Genomic DNA, 17,625 nt, shown 5'->3' on the forward strand with positions numbered 1-17,625 from the left:
ATCAGAGGCCCGAAGTGTCCACGGACTCGTGAGACACACTGTCCACACTCACCTGAGACAGAAGTGTCCATTCAGTCCCGAGACTTCACAGTCGCGCTTTCCCCGTCTCGGGTACGCAGGCGGCGGGGACGACGGCAGGTGCCCGGCCCGCGCGGGTCGGGCACCCGCCGTCGTGCGTACCCGAAAGCCCGAAAGGGCGACGAGATGCGTACCCGAAACGGGGCTCGAGGGCGGGTCGGGCGGAAGGATGCCCCCGGCCGTCAGCGCAGGAACAGGGACCGGAGCCGGCCGGTCGTGAAGGCGACCCCCACCAGGATCATGACCGCGTAGTAGAGCAGGTGCACACCCGTGGCGGAGCTGAACGCCCCGATGCTGATCTGCCGCATGAGCTCCACGCCGTGCCAGAGCGGAAAGGCCTGCACGATCCACTGCACCGGCACCGGATAGACCGACAGCGGGTAGAACGTCGCGGAGAACAGGAACATGGGCAGCATGACGAACGTGATCATGTCCATCTGCTGGAACGTCTTCATGTAGCTCGTGACGGCCATCCCGAAGGACGCGAACCCGAAGGCGACCATCACCGACGCCGGCACGAGCAGGAGCGCCCACGGGGTGGTGATGAGGCCCATGACGCCCATGACGCCGGTGAAGCCCAGCGCGTAGAGGAAGCCGCGGAACAGGGCCATGAAGATCTCGCCCATCGCGATGTCGAGCGGGCCGAGGGACGTGTAGAGCATGCCCTGGTAGAGCTTGCCGAAGTGCATCTTGAAGAACACGTTCCACGTGGAGTCGTAGATGGCCCCGTTCATGGCGGAGACCGCCAGGAGTGCGGGCGCGATGTACGCCGCATAGGAGATGGGCGCGCCGCCGGGCCCGGTGACGGTTCCCACCAGGCTGCCGAGCCCGATCCCCATCGAGAGCAGGTAGAACACCGGCTCGAAGAATCCGGAGACGAGGATGATCCAGTTCTGGCTCTTGATGACCCGGAACCCGCGCTCGATCACGGCGCGCGCGTTGCCCGCGTACAGGGCCCCGAGGGGACGGCCGCCCTCCGTGATCGCGTAGTCCTCGTCCGTCAGGGCGCTCACTTGCCCATCCTCTTCGCGTAGTTCCTCCGCGCCCACCAGATGCCCACGGCACCGAGCGCGCCCAGGTACAGCACGTGCACCGCCACGAGCCAGCCCGGCTCGCTCAGGCCGTAGGAGGCCATCCGGCCGAGCTCGTTCCCGTGCCACAGCGGCGAGATCCAGCCGATCCACTGCATGCCCACCGGCATGGTCGCGAGCGGGTAGAACGTGCCGGAGAACAGGAACAGGGGCATGACGATGAAGCGCTGGATCATCGAGAACTGGAAGTTCTCCGATTCGATGTGTGCCGAGTAGGCCATGAGCGGCGCGCCGAAGGCCATCCCGGCGAAGACCCCGATCGGCACGAGCAGCCACGCCCACGGACCCGGGGCGGCGCCGAACGCGAGCATGATGAGGAAGAACACGAGGCACTGAAGTGTCAGGCGCACCCCCACGGCCATGATGTGGCCCGCGGCCAGCTGGCCCGGCACGAGCGGCGTGACGTGCGGGCCGTAGTAGAACCGGCGCCACTTGAACCCATCCATGACGGGGAACATCATCTCGTTGGCGCTGGTCATGACGGCGCTCGAGACGAGCAGGGCCGGGGCGGCGAACGGGAGGTACCCCACGCCGCCGAACGCGCCATGCGCCCCGCCGGCGCTCCTGTCCACGATGGAGGCGAGCCCCACCCCCATCGAGAACAGGTACAGCAGCGGATTCCCGACGCTCGTGACGACGATCGTGACGAGGTAGGCCCGCATCGAGCGGAGCACGTGCTCGGCGAAGTAGAACGAGCCCCAGCGGCGCGCCTTGGCCGCCGAGACCTCCGGGGCGTGCGCCGCGAGCCGGGTCCGTGCGGCATCAGTCAATGAGCGACCGTCCCGTCAGGCGCAGGAAGACGTCCTCGAGCGAGGCCCGCCGCACGAGCGAGGTGAGGGGGTGCAGCCCGCGGGCCCGGATGAGCTCGAGCGCCCGCTCGCCGTCCGCGGCGTAGACGAGCACGCGGTCCGGCAGCGCCTCGACGCGGTCGCCGACGCCCTCGAGCTGGCCGACGACGGCGGCATTCCGCTCCGCGCCGAAGCGCACCTCGAGCACCTCCCGGCTCGAGTGCTCACGGATGAGCGCGGCGGGCGAGCCCTCGGCCATGATGCGGCCCTTGTCCACGACGATGAGCCTGTCGCACAGCTGCTCGGCCTCGTCCATGTAGTGCGTGGTCAGCACGAGCGTGACGCCCTGCTCCTTGAGGCGGAACAGGCGGTCCCACAGGACGTGGCGCGCCTGCGGGTCGAGGCCGGTGGTGGGCTCGTCGAGGAGCAGGATCTTGGGCTCGTTGACCAGGGAGCGGGCGATGGTAAGGCGGCGCTTCATGCCGCCGGAGAGCGAATCGACCTTCGCGCCCGCCTTGTCCTCGAGCTGGGCGAAGGCGAGGAGCTCGTCGGCGCGCTGGCGCAGGTAGTCCATCGGGAGCCCGAAGTAGCGTCCGTAGACGATGAGGTTGTCCCGGACCCGCAGCTCCTCGTCGAGGTTGTCCTGCTGCGGCACGACGCCGAGGTGTGCGCGGACCTCCGGCCCCTGGCGCTCGGGGTCGAGGCCCATGATCTCGAGCTTGCCGCCGGTGCGCTGGGTGACGCCGCCGATCATGCGCATGGTGGTCGACTTCCCGGCCCCGTTGGGCCCGAGGAGGCCGAAGGACTCGCCGGCAGGGACCTCGAAGCTGACGCCGTCGACGGCGCGGAACTCGCCGTAGGCCTTCACGAGCTGCTCGGCGCGGATGACGGTCCGCCTGCCTGCCTCACTCACGGCTGACCCCCCGGCAGTTGCAAAGGCGGAATGTGACACAGGTCGCAGCCTAGTACGGTCCCCCACGTTCCGCAACGAATCTTTCACAACAACGGGGGCGCCCCCTCGGGCGGCGGCGCCGGCTCCCCCGCGGCGGGCGGGCCGGCAGCGCGAGCCGGGGACGCGCCGTCGTGCGCCTCGGGGCGCCCGTATGAGCCGAGCTTCTCGACGGCGTAGTCCAGGAGCGCGGTGGCGCGCGGGGTGAGGGCCATGTCCTCGGGCCAGATGGCCACGACGTGGGTGCGGGTCGCGGGCGGGTCCAGGGGCCGGACCGCCACCGGAAGGCCCTCGACGCTTGCGGGCTGGACGTTGGGGCGCGACATAAGCAGCCCGTAGCCCACCCCGCGGCCCACGAGCGCCTCCACGAGGATGATCTGCGGCACCCTCGCAGCGATGGTGGGCGCCAGCCCGCGGGCAGCGAAGGCCTGGACGGTGTTGACGGTGCTGGGGCTCGCCTCGTAGTGGATCAGCGGCTCGTCGGCGAGGTCTGCGAGGTCGACGGCGTCCCGGGAGGCCAGGGGGTGGTCGGGGTGCAGGTGCGCCTGGAGCTCGGTCGCGTAGATCTCGCGCCGGCTGTAGCCCACGGGCAGGAACATGTCGTACATGATGGCGAGGTCGAGGCGGCCGGAGTCGAGCGCCGGGAGCAGGTCGTCGTTGGTGCCGACCGTGATCTCGAGGTCCACCCCCGGATGCCGGCGCGGGAAGCCATCCAGGAGGGCGGGGACGATGCTGGTGGCGAAGCTCGCGAAGCATCCCAGCTTCACCGGCCCGCGCAGCTCGTCGCCCCGCCGCGCATCGAGGACGAGCTCGCGGGTGTCCGCGAGGATGCGGCGGGCCTGCACCGCGAAGTGCTGCCCCGCCGGCGTGAGCGCGAGGCCCCGGGCCTTGCGGCGCACGCACAGCTGCTCCCCCACGGTCTTCTCGAGGCTCGTGATGGCCTGGGAGAGCGCCGATTCCGAGATGTGCAGGGAGACCGCGGCCGCGCTGAGCGTGTCGTGGTCGGGCAGGGCGGCGAAGAGCTCGAGCTGTCGCAGCGTCACATCCGCCATGGGGCTCCTATATAAGTTCACTCGAAGTGTTTTGGCGATTATCTGAAGTTTACATTCGGAAGTGGTGTCGGCCACTATGGTCACACCGCCACCTCCGAGCCCGAGCCCGAACGGGCCAGGGCCATCACCGTTCCCCCGCGGCCCCGGCCGCACCATGAGGCATCAGCGACGATGCCGGCCAGCAAGGACACCAGCCATGACGCACACCGGCACCGGCGCCGTCTCCGCCGCAGCGAACCAGCGACGCGTCGCGTTCGCGACGATCATCGGCACCACCATCGAGTGGTACGACTTCTTCATCTACGCCACCGGCGCGGCCCTCGTCTTCGCCGAGCTGTTCTTCAAGCCCGCCGGCGCGAACATCGCCACGCTGCTCTCGTTCGCGACCGTCGGCATCTCGTTCCTCTTCCGCCCGCTCGGGGCGTTCCTCGCCGGGCACTTCGGCGATGTGATCGGCCGCCGGGCGATGCTCGTGATCACCCTCATCCTCATGGGCGCGTCCACGACCCTCATCGGTGTGCTGCCCACGTTCTCGCAGGCTGGCATGGCTGCCCCGGTCCTGCTGCTGCTCCTGCGCATCCTCCAGGGCGTCTCGGCCGGCGGCGAATGGGGCGGCGCGGTGCTCATGGCTGTCGAGCACGCGCCGGCGAAACGGCGCGGCCTCGCGGGCGCGTTCCCGCAGCTCGGCGTGCCGCTCGGCATGCTGCTCGCCTCCGGCGTCATGGCGATCATGACCGGCCTGGTCTCCCCCGGCAAGGCGTTCCTGGAATGGGGCTGGCGCGTGCCGTTCCTGCTGAGCGTCGTGCTGATCGTCGTCGGGTACTTCGTGCGCCGCTCCGTCGAGGAGAGCCCGGTGTTCGCCGAGATCGCCGAGCGCGGCCGCCAGACCAAGGTGCCGATCCTCGTGCTGTTCCGCAAGCACTGGCACCTCGTGATCCTCGCCGCGCTCGTGTTCGTGGGCAACAACGCCGTCGGCTACATGACCACCGGCGGCTTCATCCAGGGCTACGCGACCAGCAAGCTCAAGATGGACGCGACCGCCGTGCTGCTCGCGGCCACCGTCGCCTCCGCCATGTGGTTCGTATCCACCCTCGTGGCCGGCATCCTCGCCGACAAGATCGGCCGGAAGGCCACCTACCTCATCGGCTTCGCCTTCCAGGCCCTGATCGTGTTCCCGCTGTTCTGGTTCGTCAACCTGGGCAACCTCGGCGGCCTCTACGCCGGCCTGGTGCTGCTCTCGATCGGCCTGGGCCTCACCTACGGCCCCCAGGCCGCGTGGTACGCGGAGATCTTCCCGGCCTCGGTGCGCTTCTCCGGCGTCTCGATCTCCTACGCCATCGGGGCGATCCTCGGCGGCGCCTTCGCCCCGACCATCGCCCAGGCGCTCCTGCAGGCCACCGGCTCCACTGCCGCGGTCTCGGCCTACCTGCTCGTCGCGACGCTCGTCTCGATCGGCGCGGTCCTGTGCCTGCGCGACCGGCGGGGCATCCCGCTCGGGCCCGACCACGAGGCCGAGCAGGCCACCGGCGCCACGGTCTTCGGCCCGAACCGCTCTGCCGAGCCCGTGGCCGCGGAGGCCTGACCGCCCATCCGTTCTGGGAGTCACCTCCTGAGAGTCACCTTCTGGGGGTCAGGTCCTGAGAGTCACCTAGCGTGACCTTCGGTTCCCGGCCCTCGGTCGCGACCCACAGGAGGTGCCTCCCAGGAGCTGCCCTTCAGAAGGTGCCTCCCAGAAGCTGCCCTTCAGAAGGTGACTCCCAGAAGCTGCCCTTCAGAAGGTGCCTCCCAGACGGCAGGGCTCAGGGCTGGTAGTAGGGTCCCGGCTCGGCGCCGCGGAGGACCTCGAGGCGCTGGCGGTACTCGGTCTCATCGATGTCGCCCCGCGCGTAGCGCTCACGCAGGATCTCCTCGGCGGCCGCAGGGCCAGCCGGGAAGGGCCCCGGGTAGTGGCCCGGACCGAAGCGCCCGGCGCCCGCCGCCTGCCCGCGGCGCCCCCACCACATGCGGCGGCCGATGAAGAAGAAGAGGCCCAGAGCGAGGATCCAGAACAGCGGGAAGATCAGGAACCACGGGAACCAGGGGCCGGCCCAGTGGGCGGTCGGGTCGGCGGCGGCTGTGGCATCGAGGACGGCGAACATGGCGGTCTCCTTGGGACTGTGTCGGCTGGACTTCAGCCGCTGATTCCAGTCTTCTCAGCCGGCCCTGCTCCGGCATCGGCCCCGCGGAGTCATCTGGCGGGGGCGGCCTACTCCGCGGGGATCATGCGGACCTACGCCCGGGACGCGCCCGCCGGCGCTCAGCCGAGCCAGCCCGGCCGCACCAGCCCCGACTCGTAGGCAAGGACCACCAGCTGGGCCCGATCACGCAACCCGAGCTTGGTCATGGCGCGCGAGACGTGGGTCTTCGCCGTGAGCGGCGTGATGAACAGGCGCGCGCCGATCTCGGCGTTGTTGAGGCCCTGGCCGACCAGGGAGACGACCTCGCGTTCGCGCTCGGTGAGGCCGCTGATGTCCACCGCGGGCGCCTCGGCCGCGGGCGTCCGCTCGGCCGCAAGGCGCGCGAGCAGCCTGCGGGTGACGGACGGCGAGAGCATGGCGTCGCCGTCGTGCACGGCGCGCACGGCCCGCACGAGGTCCGCCGGCTCCGTGTCCTTGACCAGGAAGCCGCTCGCGCCGGCCCGGATCGCGCCCGTGACGTACTCGTCCAGCTCGAACGTGGTCAGGATGATGACCTTCAGGCCGTCCGGGGGCGCGGCGAGGATCGACCGCGTCGCCTCGAGCCCGTCGCCGCCGGGCATGCGGATGTCCATGAGGACCACGTCGGGCGCGAGCCTCGCCGCCGCGGCCACGGCGTCCGCCCCGGTCCCCGCCTCGCCGACCACCTCCATGTCCGGCTCGGCGTCGAGGAGCGCACGGAAGCCGGCGCGCAGGAGCGCCTGGTCGTCGACCACCAGGATGCGGATCATCGGCCCTCCCCCGTCTTCCCCTCGGGCAGCTCCGCGTGCACCTGGAGGCCGCCGCGGTCGGTGAGCGTGAGGGTGCCGCCGAGCGAGGCGACGCGTTCGCGCATGCCGGTGATCCCCGCGCCGGGGAGGGACCCGCGGAGGCCGGTGCCGTCGTCGTGCACGTCCACGACGACGCGGCCGCCCTCGCGCGCGATCCGCACGTCGGCGCGGTGCGCGCCGGCGTGCCGCACGGTGTTGGTGAGCGCCTCCTGGACCACGCGGTGCACCACCCGCTGGATGGAGGACGACGGCGGCGGGTCCAGCCGCGCGTCGAGCGTCACCTCGAGCCCGGTCCCCCGCGCATCCTCGATGAGCCCCGGAATCCGGCCGAGCGGGTCCTCGGGGGTGACGGGCGCGTCCTGGCGCAGCACACCGAGGAGCTCGCGCACCTCGCCGAGGGCCTCGTGGCTCGTGTGCTTGATGGCCTCGAGGGCGGGCACGAGCTCGCCGGGGTTCTTCTCGGCGAGGTGCAGGGCGACGCTCGCCCTGACGTTGATGAGGGAGAGGGAGTGGGCCACGATGTCGTGGATGTCGCGGGCGAGCTCGAGGCGCTCCTGGTCGCGGACCTCGCGGCGGTGGGACTCCCACTCCCGGCGCCGGGCCGCGGCCCGCTCCCGGCGCACGCGCAGCCCCTCGCCGAGCAGCAGCACGACGACGGTCCAGGCCGCGGCCGCTCCGGCCCCCAGCCAGTTGCCGGCGGGCAGGGTCCAGGCGGCCGCGGCGGCGACGACGGCCAGCCCGGCGGCCCAGGTCCAGCGGCGGGCGCCCGCCGCCGTCGCGAGCGCGAGGGCGAGGGCCGGCGAGGCGAGCACGGGACCCCACGGGTAGCCGAGCCCGAAGTAGACGAGGGTCACCGCAACGACGGCGGCGGCAGCGGGGCCTGGCCTGCGGGCGAGCGCGAGCAGGAGCGCGGGACCGGCCACGAGGAGGACGACCGCGAGGGCATCGAGGGGGCGGGCCCCCGGCTGGCGGAACGCCGCCCCGTGCGTGCCGAACACCTGCACGAGGGCGAGCACCACGACGGCCGCGACCCTGATGGGCCACGGGGCGCGGCCGTGCGCCCACGCCTGGCGCGGCCGCGCCCCACTCCACCCCTGCATGGGGCCGAGCCTACGCGCGGGGGCGGGCCGCCGTCGTCGTACGGGAGGCACAGATGCGCCGCCCGGCTGCTCCCGTGGGAGTACGGGCCGCGGGACGGCGCCCCCACACGAATCTGGGGGTCACCTTCTGGGAGTCACACGAGGTGACTTCCAGAAGGTGACCCCCAGAAGATGATTCCCAGAAGGTGACCTTCAGAATCAGGCGACGCCGGCTGCCCTCTCGGCGGCCTCGACCACGTTGGTCATGAGCAGCGCCACGGTCATGGGGCCCACGCCGCCGGGGTTCGGCGAGACGTAGCCGGCCACCTCGGCGACCTCGGGATGGACGTCGCCGTAGACCTTCGACTTGCCCGTCTCGGGGTCCGTCTCCCGGGTGACGCCGACGTCCAGCACGGCAGCGCCGGGCTTGACGTCCTCCGGCCTGACGATGTGCTTGACGCCGGCGCCGGCCACGATCACGTCCGCGCGGCGCAGGTGCTCCGACAGGTCCGTGGTGCCCGTGTGGGTGATGGTGACGGTCGCGTTGATCTCGCGGCGCGTCAGCAGCAGCGGGATCGGCCGGCCGATCGTGACGCCGCGCCCCACCACGACCACGTGCTTGCCCTTGAGGTCGTAGCCGTTGCGGGCCAGGAGCTCGATCACGCCCCGCGGCGTGCACGGCAGCGGCGTGTCGATCGTGCCGCTGACGTTCAGCACGAGCCGGCCGAGGTTGGTCGGGTGCAGGCCGTCGGCGTCCTTGGCCGGGTCGATCCGCTCGAGGATCGCGTCCGTGTCGAGGTGCTTCGGCAGCGGCAGCTGCACGATGTACCCGTGGCACGCGGGATCCGCGTTGAGCTCGTCGATGAGGGCCTCGACCTGCTCCTGGGTGGCATCGGCCGGCAGCTCGCGCTGGATCGAGTTCATCCCGATCGCCTCGGACTGCTTGTGCTTCATGCCCACGTAGAGCTGCGAGGCCGGGTCCGCGCCCACCAGCACCGTGGCGATGCCGGGGGTGACCCCGCGGGCCTTGAGCGCTGCGACGCGCTCGGCCAGCTCCTCCTTGATGGCGGACGAGGCGGCCCTGCCGTCGAGGACGACGGCACGGCCCGCTGTCTGAGAGGTCATCGTTCCGCTCACCATTCCTCGTGGCCGGGGTAGAGCGGGAAGTCCTCGGCGAGCTTCGCGACGCGGGCGCGGAGGGCGTCGGCATCGGCGCCGCCCTTCAGCGCGGTGGCGATGATGTCGGCGACCTCGGTGAACTCGGCGGCGCCGAACCCGCGGGTCGCGAGCGCCGGGGTGCCGATCCGCAGCCCCGAGGTGACCATCGGCGGGCGCGGGTCGAACGGGACGGCGTTGCGGTTGACGGTGATGCCGACCTCGTGGAGGAGGTCCTCCGCCTGCTGGCCGTCGAGCTGGGAGTGGCGCAGGTCCACGAGGACCAAGTGCACATCCGTGCCGCCGGTGAGGACGGACACACCGGCGTCCGCCACGTCCTGCTGCGAGAGGCGCTCGGCCACGATCTTCGCGCCCTCGAGGGTGCGCTGCTGGCGCTCCTTGAACTCCTCGGAGCCGGCCACCTTGAACGCCACGGCCTTGGCCGCGATGACGTGCATGAGCGGGCCGCCCTGCTGGCCGGGGAAGACGTTGGAGTTGATCTTCTTGCCGAACTCCTCCTTGGCCAGGATCACGCCCGAGCGGGGGCCGGCCAGGGTCTTGTGCACGGTCGAGGTCACGACGTGGGAGTGGGGCACGGGCGAGGGGTGCAGGCCCGCGGCGACGAGGCCGGCGAAGTGCGCCATGTCGGTCCACAGGAGCGCCCCGACCTCGTCCGCGATCGAGCGGAACGCGGCGAAGTCCAGGTGCCGGGGGTAGGCCGACCAGCCGGCGATGATGACCTGGGGACGCTCGGCGAGGGCCTGCTCGCGGAGCCGGTCCATGTCCACGCGGAAGGTGTCCTGCTCGACCTGGTAGGCCGCGACCTGGTACAGCTTGCCGGAGAAGTTGAGCTTCATGCCGTGCGTGAGGTGGCCGCCGTGGGCGAGCGAGAGGCCGAGGATCTTGTCCCCGGGGTTGATCATCGCCGACAGGGCCGCGGCGTTGGCCTGGGCGCCCGAATGCGGCTGCACGTTCGCGTACTCGGCGCCGAAGAGGGCCTTGACGCGGTCGATCGCGAGGTTCTCGGCGACGTCGACGTACTCGCACCCGCCGTAGTACCGCTTGCCGGGGTAGCCCTCGGCGTACTTGTTCGTCAGGACGGAGCCCTGCGCCTCCATGACGGCGCGCGGGGCGAAGTTCTCGCTCGCGATCATCTCGAGGGTGTTGCGCTGGCGGCCGAGCTCCTGGTCGAGGACGGCGGCGATCTCGGGATCGACCTCGCTGAGCGGGAGGTTGCTGACGGCGGACACGAGAGGAGTGGTGGGGCTCACGGGATCTCCTGGATTGTCAGGTGGCGGGAGGCTACTGGTCAGGCTACCGGCCTCCGCGCTCCCGGCGGAACTCTCGCGGCGGAGCATGAAGGCACGGCGTCACGACCCCGGCCCAGGCGTACGATCCGCGGTGTCCCATGTCTGCCGCTCCCCGGTGGTCATCCACCCAACGCCAGTCGCGACGCAGCCAGTCTACCGTGGACCGGCCGGGAACATCGGGGCGCCCGGCGCCGTTCCCTAGGTGATTGATTCGTCAACGAATGGAGTGCGGTGTGGAAGCCCTCGCGGCAGTGGTCATCGGAGCCGGGCAGGCCGGGCTCAGCGCCGCGCACTGGCTGCAGCGGCGTGGCCTCGCGCCCTGGGAGGACTACGTGGTCCTGGACGCCAACGAGGGCCCCGGCGGAGCCTGGCGGCACCGCTGGGACTCCCTGACCTTCGACGCCGCGCACCACCTCCACTCCCTGCCCGGCCTCACCCTCGAGGCGCCGGACCCGCACGAGCCTGCCTCCGCCGTCGTGCGCCGGTACTACGGCGGCTACGAGCGCGCCTTCGGGCTGCCCGTGCTGCGCCCCGCCCGCGTGGCCGCGGTGGAGCACGCGGACGACGGCGCCGCCCTCCTCGTGCGCGCGGCCGACGGGCGCGCGTGGCGCGCCGAGACCGTCATCTCGGCGACCGGGACCTGGGACCAGCCGTACTGGCCCCACTACCCCGGGCGCGAGCAGTTCCGCGGCCGGCAGCTGCACACGCACGACTTCGTCTCGGCCGAGGAGTTCGCCGGCCAGCGCGTCCTCGTCGTGGGGGCGGGGACGAGCGCCCTGCAGTTCCTGCTCCAGCTCGACGCCGCGGGCGCCCGCACCGTCTGGTCGACGCGGCGGCCGCCGCAGTGGACCCACGCGCCGTTCGATGCGGAGTGGGGCGCCGACGTCGAGCGGCGTGTCAGCGAGCGCACCCGCGCCGGACTGCCTCCGCTGAGCGTCTCCGCCGCGACCGGGCTGCCCCTCACGGAGCAGTACCGGGCGGGCATCCGCTCGGGGGTGCTCGTCTCCCGCGGCCCGCTCGCCCGCCTCACCCCCACGGGAGCCGTGCTCGCCGACGGCACCGCGCTCGAGCTCGACGCGGTCCTCTGGGCCACCGGGTTCCGGGCATCCCTCGGGCACCTTGCCCCGCTGCGGGTGCGGGAGCCCGGCGGCGGCGTCCTCATGGGCCCAGACGGCGTGAGTGTGGTCCGGGAACCGCGGCTGTTCCTCGTCGGGTACGGTGCGAGCGCCTCGACCATCGGCGCGACGCGCGCTGGACGCGCCGCCGCACTGGCCGCGACCCGGCTGCTGCGGCAGGCCTCCGAGCGCGCGGAGGCGGGCGCCGTCGTGCGCTGAGCGGGCGGGCGCCCCCGGCCGGAGCGACACGCCGGGCTCGCTACGCTAGAGCGCGTGAAGCGCAACAGGTTCATCGTGACCCTCTCCTGCCCCGACCGCCCGGGGATCGTGCACGCCGTCTCCGGAGCCCTGCTCGAGGCCGGCTGCAACATCGCCGAGTCCCGGCAGTACGAGAGCCCCCACACGGGCACCTTCTTCATGCGGGTCGAGGTCGAGACGGAGTCGGACCGCGGGGCGCTCGAGGCGTCGCTGGCGCCGGTCGCGGAGGCATTCTCGATGCGGCTGGGCCTGTTCACCGGCGGCCAGCCCGTGCGGACCCTCATCATGTGCTCCAAGGACGGCCGGACGCTCAACGACCTCCTCTTCCAGCAGCGTGCCGGGACCCTGCCGATCGAGGTGCCCGTGGTCGTGTCCAACCACACCGAGCTGGCCCCGATGGCGGACTTCTACGGCGTGCCGTTCGTCCACCTGCCGGTGGATGCGGGGACGAAGGCCGACGCCGAGGCCAAGCTGCTGGCCCTCGTCGAGGAGCACCAGATCGAGCTCGTGGTCCTCGCCCGGTACATGCAGATCCTCTCGGACGGCCTCTGCCGCGCCCTCGAGGGCCGCGCCATCAACATCCACCACTCGTTCCTGCCCTCGTTCAAGGGCGCCAAGCCGTACCACCAGGCGCACGCGCGCGGGGTCAAGATCATCGGCGCGACCGCCCACTACGTGACCGCGGACCTCGACGAGGGGCCGATCATCGAGCAGGAGGTCATCCGGGTGGACCACTCGAAGACGGCCGAGCAGCTCGTGCAGATGGGCCGCGACGTGGAGGGCCGCACCCTGTGCCGGGCCGTGCAGTGGCACGCCGAGCACCGGGTCCTGCTCGACGGGCACCGGACGGTGGTCTTCGCCTGACCCGCCCGCCGGGGTGACCTCGGCCCCCTGCCGGGTGGCCTCGGCGGAGAGCCGGCGGGTCAGCGGCTGTTGGCCTGCCGGTGGGCCCGGGCGAGGTCCACGTAGTGCGCGGCATTCCGGTACAGGCCCTGGACCTCCTCGTCGGTGAGCTCGCGGCGCACCTTCGCGGGCACGCCCGCCACGAGCGACCGCGGGGGCACCTGCGTCCCCTCGAGGACCACGGCCCCGGCGGCGACAAGCGACTCAGCCCCGATCACGGCCCCGTTCATGATGGTCGCGCCCATGCCCACGAGCACGTTGTCCTCCACGGTGCAGCCGTGGACCACGGCGTTGTGGCCCACCGAGACGCCCGCGCCGACCGTGCAGGGGAACCCGGCGTCGGCATGCAGGACGACGTTGTCCTGGAGGTTGCTCCCGGCCCCTACCGTGATGGTCGCGGTGTCGGCGCGCACCGAGACCCCGTAGAAGGCACTCGAGTGGTCGGCCAGGTGCGCGTCGCCGATCACGGACGCCGTCGGGGCCACGAAGGCGCTCGGGTGGATGTCCGGAGACTTGCCGCCGAATTCGATCACTGGACTCATGGCCCCAGACTAGTGGCCCGCTCCGAGCCATGACGATGACCCGCCTTGCGTTCATTTCTTGACGACAACAGGGGGCAGAGCGCAAGCTGTGAGGCATGGTCTCCACCCTGCGCTCGACGACGAGCGGCACCGGCAACCCCGGCTCCCAGTCAGCGCTCCGCAAGCTCAACGAGCAGCGCATCGTGGAGGCCCTCATGGCAGGCCCTGCCACACAGGCCGAGCTCTCCCGCCAGACCGGCCTCTCGACCGCCACCGTGTCCAACATCGTCAAGGTGCTCTGCGACGCGAGCGTGGTCGCCACCGAGCCGACCACCAGCTCGGGGCGGCGCGCCCTCAGCGTCCGGCTCAACAGCAACTCGGCGGTCGCGGTGGGCATCGACTTCGGGCGCCGGCACCTGAGGGTGGTGCTCGCGAACCTGGCCTACGAGGTCCTGGCCGAGGAGAGCATGATGCTGCCCCTCGGCCACCAGGCGGACGTGAGCATCACCGCGGCCGTCAACGTGCTCGACCGGCTGCTGGCCGAATCGGGCGTGCGCCGCGAGCACATCGTGGGCGTGGGGGCTGGAATCCCCGGCCCGATCGACCACCGGACCGGGACGGTGGTGCAGGGCGCGATCCTGCCCGAGTGGGTCGGCTTCCAGATCCTCGCCCACCTCGAGGAACGGCTCGGGCTGCCCGTCTTCGTCGACAACGACGCCAATCTCGGGGCCCTCAGCGAGGTCACGTGGGGGCCCCACAACGGGGTCGAGAACCTCATGTTCGTCAAGATCGGCTCCGGCATCGGCGCAGGGCTCATCATCAACGGGGCGCCCTTCTACGGGCACGTGGGGGTCACCGGCGAGATCGGGCATTCGACGATCGTGGAGCACGGCCTCGTGTGCCGCTGCGGCAACCGCGGGTGCCTCGAGACGGTGGCCTCGACCACCATCATGTCGGAGCTCCTCAGCAGGGGTCAGCCCGAGCCGATGACCCCGGACGAGATCGTCCAGCGCGCCCACGCCGGCTCGGCGGCCGTGCTGCGGGTGCTCGACGACGCCGGGCTGGCGGTCGGCCGCGCGCTCGGCGCCGTCGCCAACCTCATCAGCCCCGAGGTGATCGTCATCGGCGGCCCCCTCGCGGGGCTCGGGGAGATCCTCCTCGAGCCGATCAGGCGCGGTCTGCTGCGCCACGCGGTGCCGCTCGTGGGCGAGACGACCGCCCTCGCGATGTCCGCCCTGGGGGCCCGTGCGGAGGCCTTGGGGGCGGCCGCACTCGTGTTCCAGAACGCGGACATCTCCCACCACTCCTGAGGGTCCGGCGGGCCCGGGAATCGGAGCCCCACCCTCAGATTGCGTTCAAGCCTTGACGACAAGACCGCAGAGATTGTTTACTTTTTACTCAGACGGCGCCGATCCTTGGCCGCCGGACAATGAAGTTCGACCTGATGACCAGGAGGCAAGGGGCACATGGCGCCGAACGAACCCGTCATCCTCGAAATGCGGTCCATCACCAAGGAGTTCCCGGGCGTGAAAGCGCTCGCGGACGTGAACCTGAGGGTGAAGGCCGGCGAGATCCACGCGATCTGCGGGGAGAACGGAGCTGGCAAGTCCACGCTCATGAAGGTCCTCTCCGGGGTCTACCCCCACGGGAGCTACGCCGGGGAGATCGTCTTCCAGGGCCAGGTCCAGGAGTTCAAGGACATCCGGGCCAGCGAGGCCGCGGGGATCGTGATCATCCACCAGGAGCTCGCGCTCATCCCCGAGCTGTCCATCATGGAGAACATCTTCCTGGGCAACGAGCCTTCCCGCCGCGGCGTGATCGACTGGAAGGAGGCCCGCCGGCGGTCGCTGGACCTCCTCGCCCGGGTCGGGCTCTCCGACGATCCCGACACCCCGGTCAAGGAGATCGGCGTCGGCAAGCAGCAGCTGGTCGAGATCGCCAAGGCACTGAACAAGTCCGTCAAGCTCCTGATCCTCGACGAGCCGACGGCTGCGCTGAACGAGTCCGACTCCCAGCACCTGCTGGACCTGATCGTGGGCCTGAAGGGCCGCGGGGTCACCTCGATCATGATCTCCCACAAGCTCAACGAGATCGAGCAGATCGCGGACGAGATCACGATCATCCGCGACGGCCGCTCGATCGAGACGCTCAACGTCAAGCGCGACGGCGTCGACGAGGACCGCATCATCAAGGGCATGGTGGGGCGCACCCTCGAGTCCCGCTTCCCCGACCACACCCCCACCGTGGGCGAGGTCCTGTTCGAGGCCAAGGGCTGGACGGTGCAGCACCCCGTGATCGCCGACCGGCTCGTGTGCAAGGGCTCCGACTTCTTCGTCCGCAAGGGCGAGATCGTCGGCTTCGCCGGGCTCATGGGCGCCGGCCGGACCGAGCTGGCCCGGAGCATCTTCGGCCACTCCTACGGCAAGTTCATCTCCGGGCACACCTACCTGAACGGCAAGGAGGTCCGCATGCACACCGTCTCCCAGGCGATCGAGGCGGGCCTCGGCTACGTCACCGAGGACCGCAAGTCCCTCGGCCTGAACCTGCTCGACGACATCAAGACGACCACCGTCTCGGCCGCGCTGAAGAAGATCACCCGGGGCCTCGTCGTCGACCGCAACCGCGAGTACCAGGTCGCCGAGGAGTACCGCCGCTCGCTGCGGACCAAGACCCCCAACGTCGACGAGGGCGTCGCCAAGCTCTCCGGCGGGAACCAGCAGAAGGTCGTCTTGGCCAAGTGGATGTTCACGGATCCCGAGCTGCTGATCCTCGACGAGCCCACCCGCGGCATCGACGTCGGCGCGAAGTACGAGATCTACGGGATCATCCAGCGCCTGGCCAGCCAGGGCAAGGGCGTGATCGTGATCTCCTCCGAGCTGCCCGAGCTGCTGGGACTCTCGGACCGCATCTACACGATCTTCGAGGGCGCCATCACCGGCGTCCTGACCAAGGAAGAGGCCACGCAGGAGAGCCTCATGAAGCTCATGACCCAGGCCCGCAAGGCAGCCTGAGAGACGAAGGACCAACCATGGACGCCCTCAAGAAGCTCTTCGGCGGCAACAGCCGCCAGTTCGGGATGATCTTCGCCCTCGTGGCCCTGATCATCCTGTTCCAGATCCTCACCGGCGGGCTCACGCTCACGCCGGACAACGTGATCAACCTCTTCAACGGCAACTCGTACATCCTGATCCTGGCCATCGGCATGGTCCTCGTGATCATCGCCGGCCACATCGACCTCTCCGTCGGCTCGATCGCCGCCGCCGTCGGCATCATCGTCGCCATCGCGATGCGGGACTGGGGCCTTCCCTCCTGGGTCGGGATCATCCTCGGCCTCGTCATCGGCGCGGTCATCGGCGCCTGGCAGGGCTTCTGGGTCGCCTACATCGGCATCCCCGCCTTCATCGTGACCCTCGCCGGCATGCTCATCTTCCGCGGCGTGAACCAGTGGATCGGCCAGTCCAACACCGTCCCCGTCCCCAAGGACTTCCAGTTCATCGGCGCCGGCTACCTGCCCGAGATCGGCCCGGACACCGGGTACAACAACCTCACGCTCCTGATCGGCATCATCGGCGTCGCCGCGGTGGTCTTCTTCGAGCTGCGCTCCCGCCGCGAGGCCAGGGCGCTCGGCGCCGAGGTCCCCGAACTGTGGGTCACCGTGACCAAGCTCGTGCTCATCAGCGCCGCCATCCTCTACGCGACCTACCTCTTCGCCACCGGCCGCCCCGGCACCTCCTTCCCGGTCCCGGGCATCATCCTCGGCGTCCTCGTGCTCATCTACGGCTTCATCTCCTCCAAGACCGTGATCGGCCGCCACGTCTACGCCGTCGGCGGCAACCGCCACGCGGCCGAGCTCTCCGGCGTCCAGTCCAAGAAGGTCAACTTCCTGGTGATGATGAACATGGCGATCCTCGCCGCCCTCGCCGGCATGGTCTTCGTGGCCCGCTCCACCGCCTCCGGCCCGTTCGACGGCACCGGCTGGGAGCTCGACGCGATCGCGGCCGTGTTCATCGGCGGCGCCGCCGTCACCGGCGGCGTCGGCACCGTGATCGGCTCGATCGTCGGTGGCCTCGTCATGGCCGTGCTCAACAACGGCCTCCAGCTCCTCGGCATCGGCGCGGACCGCACCGCCATCATCAAGGGCCTCGTCCTCCTCGCCGCCGTCGCGTTCGACGTCTACCAGAAGTCCCAGGGACGCCGCTCCATCATCGGTCTGCTCCTCCGCGGCGCCGGCGGCGGCCGGGGCGGCACCGGCACCACCGGGACCCCGCTCCAGCCGGACGAGACCACCAAGACCAGCGAAGTCCTCGCCAAGGACGCCTGAC

The 17,625-nt window shown here is 70.9% G+C and carries 16 protein-coding genes and 1 riboswitch; of the genes, 6 read left to right on the forward strand and 10 right to left on the reverse strand.

All coding sequences use genetic code 11. The annotated features are described in order from the left end of the window. Window positions 1–260 precede the first annotated feature (260 nt). From ACVWWH_RS08605 to ACVWWH_RS08620, 4 genes are all read right to left on the reverse strand, one after another. Window positions 261–1,091, reverse strand: coding sequence for an ABC transporter permease (locus ACVWWH_RS08605; RefSeq protein ID WP_066496841.1), 831 nt, complete (start codon window positions 1,089–1,091; stop codon window positions 261–263). Then, window positions 1,088–1,939 (reverse strand): ABC transporter permease, encoded by an 852-nt coding sequence (locus tag ACVWWH_RS08610; RefSeq protein ID WP_457316281.1) that lies wholly within the window; start codon window positions 1,937–1,939, stop codon window positions 1,088–1,090. Before ACVWWH_RS08610 ends, ACVWWH_RS08605 begins: the two co-directional genes overlap by 4 nt. After that, complete coding sequence (locus ACVWWH_RS08615) at window positions 1,932–2,870, reverse strand: ABC transporter ATP-binding protein (RefSeq protein WP_457316282.1); 939 nt, start codon at window positions 2,868–2,870, stop codon at window positions 1,932–1,934. Before ACVWWH_RS08615 ends, ACVWWH_RS08610 begins: the two co-directional genes overlap by 8 nt. A gap of 83 nt (window positions 2,871–2,953) precedes the next feature. Next, the gene (locus ACVWWH_RS08620) at window positions 2,954–3,958 is read right to left on the reverse strand and encodes a LysR substrate-binding domain-containing protein (protein WP_457316283.1); all 1,005 of its coding nucleotides are present in this window, start codon (window positions 3,956–3,958) and stop codon (window positions 2,954–2,956) included. Between the two features lie 196 nt (window positions 3,959–4,154). Here ACVWWH_RS08620 and ACVWWH_RS08625 point away from each other — a divergent pair, with 196 nt between their 5' ends. Further along, entirely contained in the window at window positions 4,155–5,540 is a 1,386-nt protein-coding gene (locus ACVWWH_RS08625; RefSeq protein WP_457316284.1) for an MFS transporter, read from the forward strand. Window positions 5,541–5,757: 217 nt separating this feature from the next. Here ACVWWH_RS08625 and ACVWWH_RS08630 read toward each other — a convergent pair whose 3' ends face one another. From ACVWWH_RS08630 to glyA, 5 genes are all read right to left on the reverse strand, one after another. Then, window positions 5,758–6,096 (reverse strand): SHOCT domain-containing protein, encoded by a 339-nt coding sequence (locus ACVWWH_RS08630; RefSeq protein WP_447421493.1) that lies wholly within the window; start codon window positions 6,094–6,096, stop codon window positions 5,758–5,760. 158 nt (window positions 6,097–6,254) lie between these two features. Beyond that, window positions 6,255–6,923, reverse strand: a complete 669-nt coding sequence (locus tag ACVWWH_RS08635) for a response regulator (protein WP_457316285.1) — start codon at window positions 6,921–6,923, stop codon at window positions 6,255–6,257. Beyond that, window positions 6,920–8,062: a sensor histidine kinase gene (locus ACVWWH_RS08640; RefSeq protein WP_457316286.1), complete on the reverse strand. Its 1,143-nt coding sequence runs from the start codon at window positions 8,060–8,062 to the stop codon at window positions 6,920–6,922. The genes ACVWWH_RS08635 and ACVWWH_RS08640 overlap by 4 nt, the downstream gene beginning before the upstream one ends. A 198-nt stretch (window positions 8,063–8,260) precedes the next feature. Next, the gene (locus ACVWWH_RS08645) at window positions 8,261–9,166 is read right to left on the reverse strand and encodes a bifunctional methylenetetrahydrofolate dehydrogenase/methenyltetrahydrofolate cyclohydrolase (protein WP_457316287.1); all 906 of its coding nucleotides are present in this window, start codon (window positions 9,164–9,166) and stop codon (window positions 8,261–8,263) included. An 8-nt stretch (window positions 9,167–9,174) separates the two neighbouring features. Beyond that, complete coding sequence (gene glyA, locus ACVWWH_RS08650; RefSeq protein WP_066496828.1) at window positions 9,175–10,467, reverse strand: serine hydroxymethyltransferase; 1,293 nt, start codon at window positions 10,465–10,467, stop codon at window positions 9,175–9,177. Window positions 10,468–10,570: 103 nt separating this feature from the next. Further along, a riboswitch (ZMP/ZTP riboswitch) is annotated at window positions 10,571–10,657 on the reverse strand. A 70-nt stretch (window positions 10,658–10,727) separates the two neighbouring features. Between glyA and ACVWWH_RS08655 the strand changes: the two genes are divergently transcribed. Next, complete coding sequence (locus ACVWWH_RS08655) at window positions 10,728–11,840, forward strand: NAD(P)-binding domain-containing protein (protein WP_457316288.1); 1,113 nt, start codon at window positions 10,728–10,730, stop codon at window positions 11,838–11,840. A gap of 54 nt (window positions 11,841–11,894) precedes the next feature. Then, complete coding sequence (gene purU / locus ACVWWH_RS08660) at window positions 11,895–12,743, forward strand: formyltetrahydrofolate deformylase (RefSeq protein ID WP_447421488.1); 849 nt, start codon at window positions 11,895–11,897, stop codon at window positions 12,741–12,743. Window positions 12,744–12,802: 59 nt separating this feature from the next. On the opposite strand, the gene ACVWWH_RS08665 is transcribed toward purU, so the two are convergent. Continuing rightward, window positions 12,803–13,324 (reverse strand): gamma carbonic anhydrase family protein, encoded by a 522-nt coding sequence (locus tag ACVWWH_RS08665; protein ID WP_457316289.1) that lies wholly within the window; start codon window positions 13,322–13,324, stop codon window positions 12,803–12,805. Window positions 13,325–13,419: 95 nt separating this feature from the next. Between ACVWWH_RS08665 and ACVWWH_RS08670 the strand changes: the two genes are divergently transcribed. The 3 genes from ACVWWH_RS08670 to mmsB all read left to right on the forward strand — a co-directional run bounded on the left by ACVWWH_RS08670 (window position 13,420) and on the right by mmsB (window position 17,624). After that, the gene (locus tag ACVWWH_RS08670; RefSeq protein ID WP_066496823.1) at window positions 13,420–14,613 is read left to right on the forward strand and encodes an ROK family transcriptional regulator; all 1,194 of its coding nucleotides are present in this window, start codon (window positions 13,420–13,422) and stop codon (window positions 14,611–14,613) included. A gap of 156 nt (window positions 14,614–14,769) precedes the next feature. Further along, window positions 14,770–16,314: a multiple monosaccharide ABC transporter ATP-binding protein gene (gene mmsA, locus ACVWWH_RS08675; RefSeq protein WP_066496819.1), complete on the forward strand. Its 1,545-nt coding sequence runs from the start codon at window positions 14,770–14,772 to the stop codon at window positions 16,312–16,314. A gap of 17 nt (window positions 16,315–16,331) precedes the next feature. Further along, window positions 16,332–17,624 carry a multiple monosaccharide ABC transporter permease gene (gene mmsB, locus ACVWWH_RS08680; RefSeq protein ID WP_457316290.1) on the forward strand — a complete coding sequence of 431 codons (1,293 nt, stop codon included), beginning with the start codon at window positions 16,332–16,334 and terminating at the stop codon, window positions 17,622–17,624. The last annotated feature ends 1 nt before the right edge of the window (window position 17,625 follow it).

This window comes from Sinomonas sp. RB5 (assembly GCF_054063535.1).

Coding starts and splice junctions, on each gene's coding strand:
- ACVWWH_RS08620 (WP_457316283.1), bottom strand. CDS start 3,958: ATGGCGGATGTGACGCTGCGACAGCTCGAGCTCTTCGCCGCCCTGCCC.
- ACVWWH_RS08625 (WP_457316284.1), top strand. CDS start 4,155: ATGACGCACACCGGCACCGGCGCCGTCTCCGCCGCAGCGAACCAGCGA.
- ACVWWH_RS08630 (WP_447421493.1), bottom strand. CDS start 6,096: ATGTTCGCCGTCCTCGATGCCACAGCCGCCGCCGACCCGACCGCCCAC.
- ACVWWH_RS08635 (WP_457316285.1), bottom strand. CDS start 6,923: ATGATCCGCATCCTGGTGGTCGACGACCAGGCGCTCCTGCGCGCCGGC.
- ACVWWH_RS08640 (WP_457316286.1), bottom strand. CDS start 8,062: ATGCAGGGGTGGAGTGGGGCGCGGCCGCGCCAGGCGTGGGCGCACGGC.
- ACVWWH_RS08645 (WP_457316287.1), bottom strand. CDS start 9,166: ATGACCTCTCAGACAGCGGGCCGTGCCGTCGTCCTCGACGGCAGGGCC.
- ACVWWH_RS08655 (WP_457316288.1), top strand. CDS start 10,728: ATGGAGTGCGGTGTGGAAGCCCTCGCGGCAGTGGTCATCGGAGCCGGG.
- ACVWWH_RS08665 (WP_457316289.1), bottom strand. CDS start 13,324: ATGAGTCCAGTGATCGAATTCGGCGGCAAGTCTCCGGACATCCACCCG.
- ACVWWH_RS08670 (WP_066496823.1), top strand. CDS start 13,420: ATGGTCTCCACCCTGCGCTCGACGACGAGCGGCACCGGCAACCCCGGC.
- mmsA (WP_066496819.1), top strand. CDS start 14,770: ATGGCGCCGAACGAACCCGTCATCCTCGAAATGCGGTCCATCACCAAG.
- mmsB (WP_457316290.1), top strand. CDS start 16,332: ATGGACGCCCTCAAGAAGCTCTTCGGCGGCAACAGCCGCCAGTTCGGG.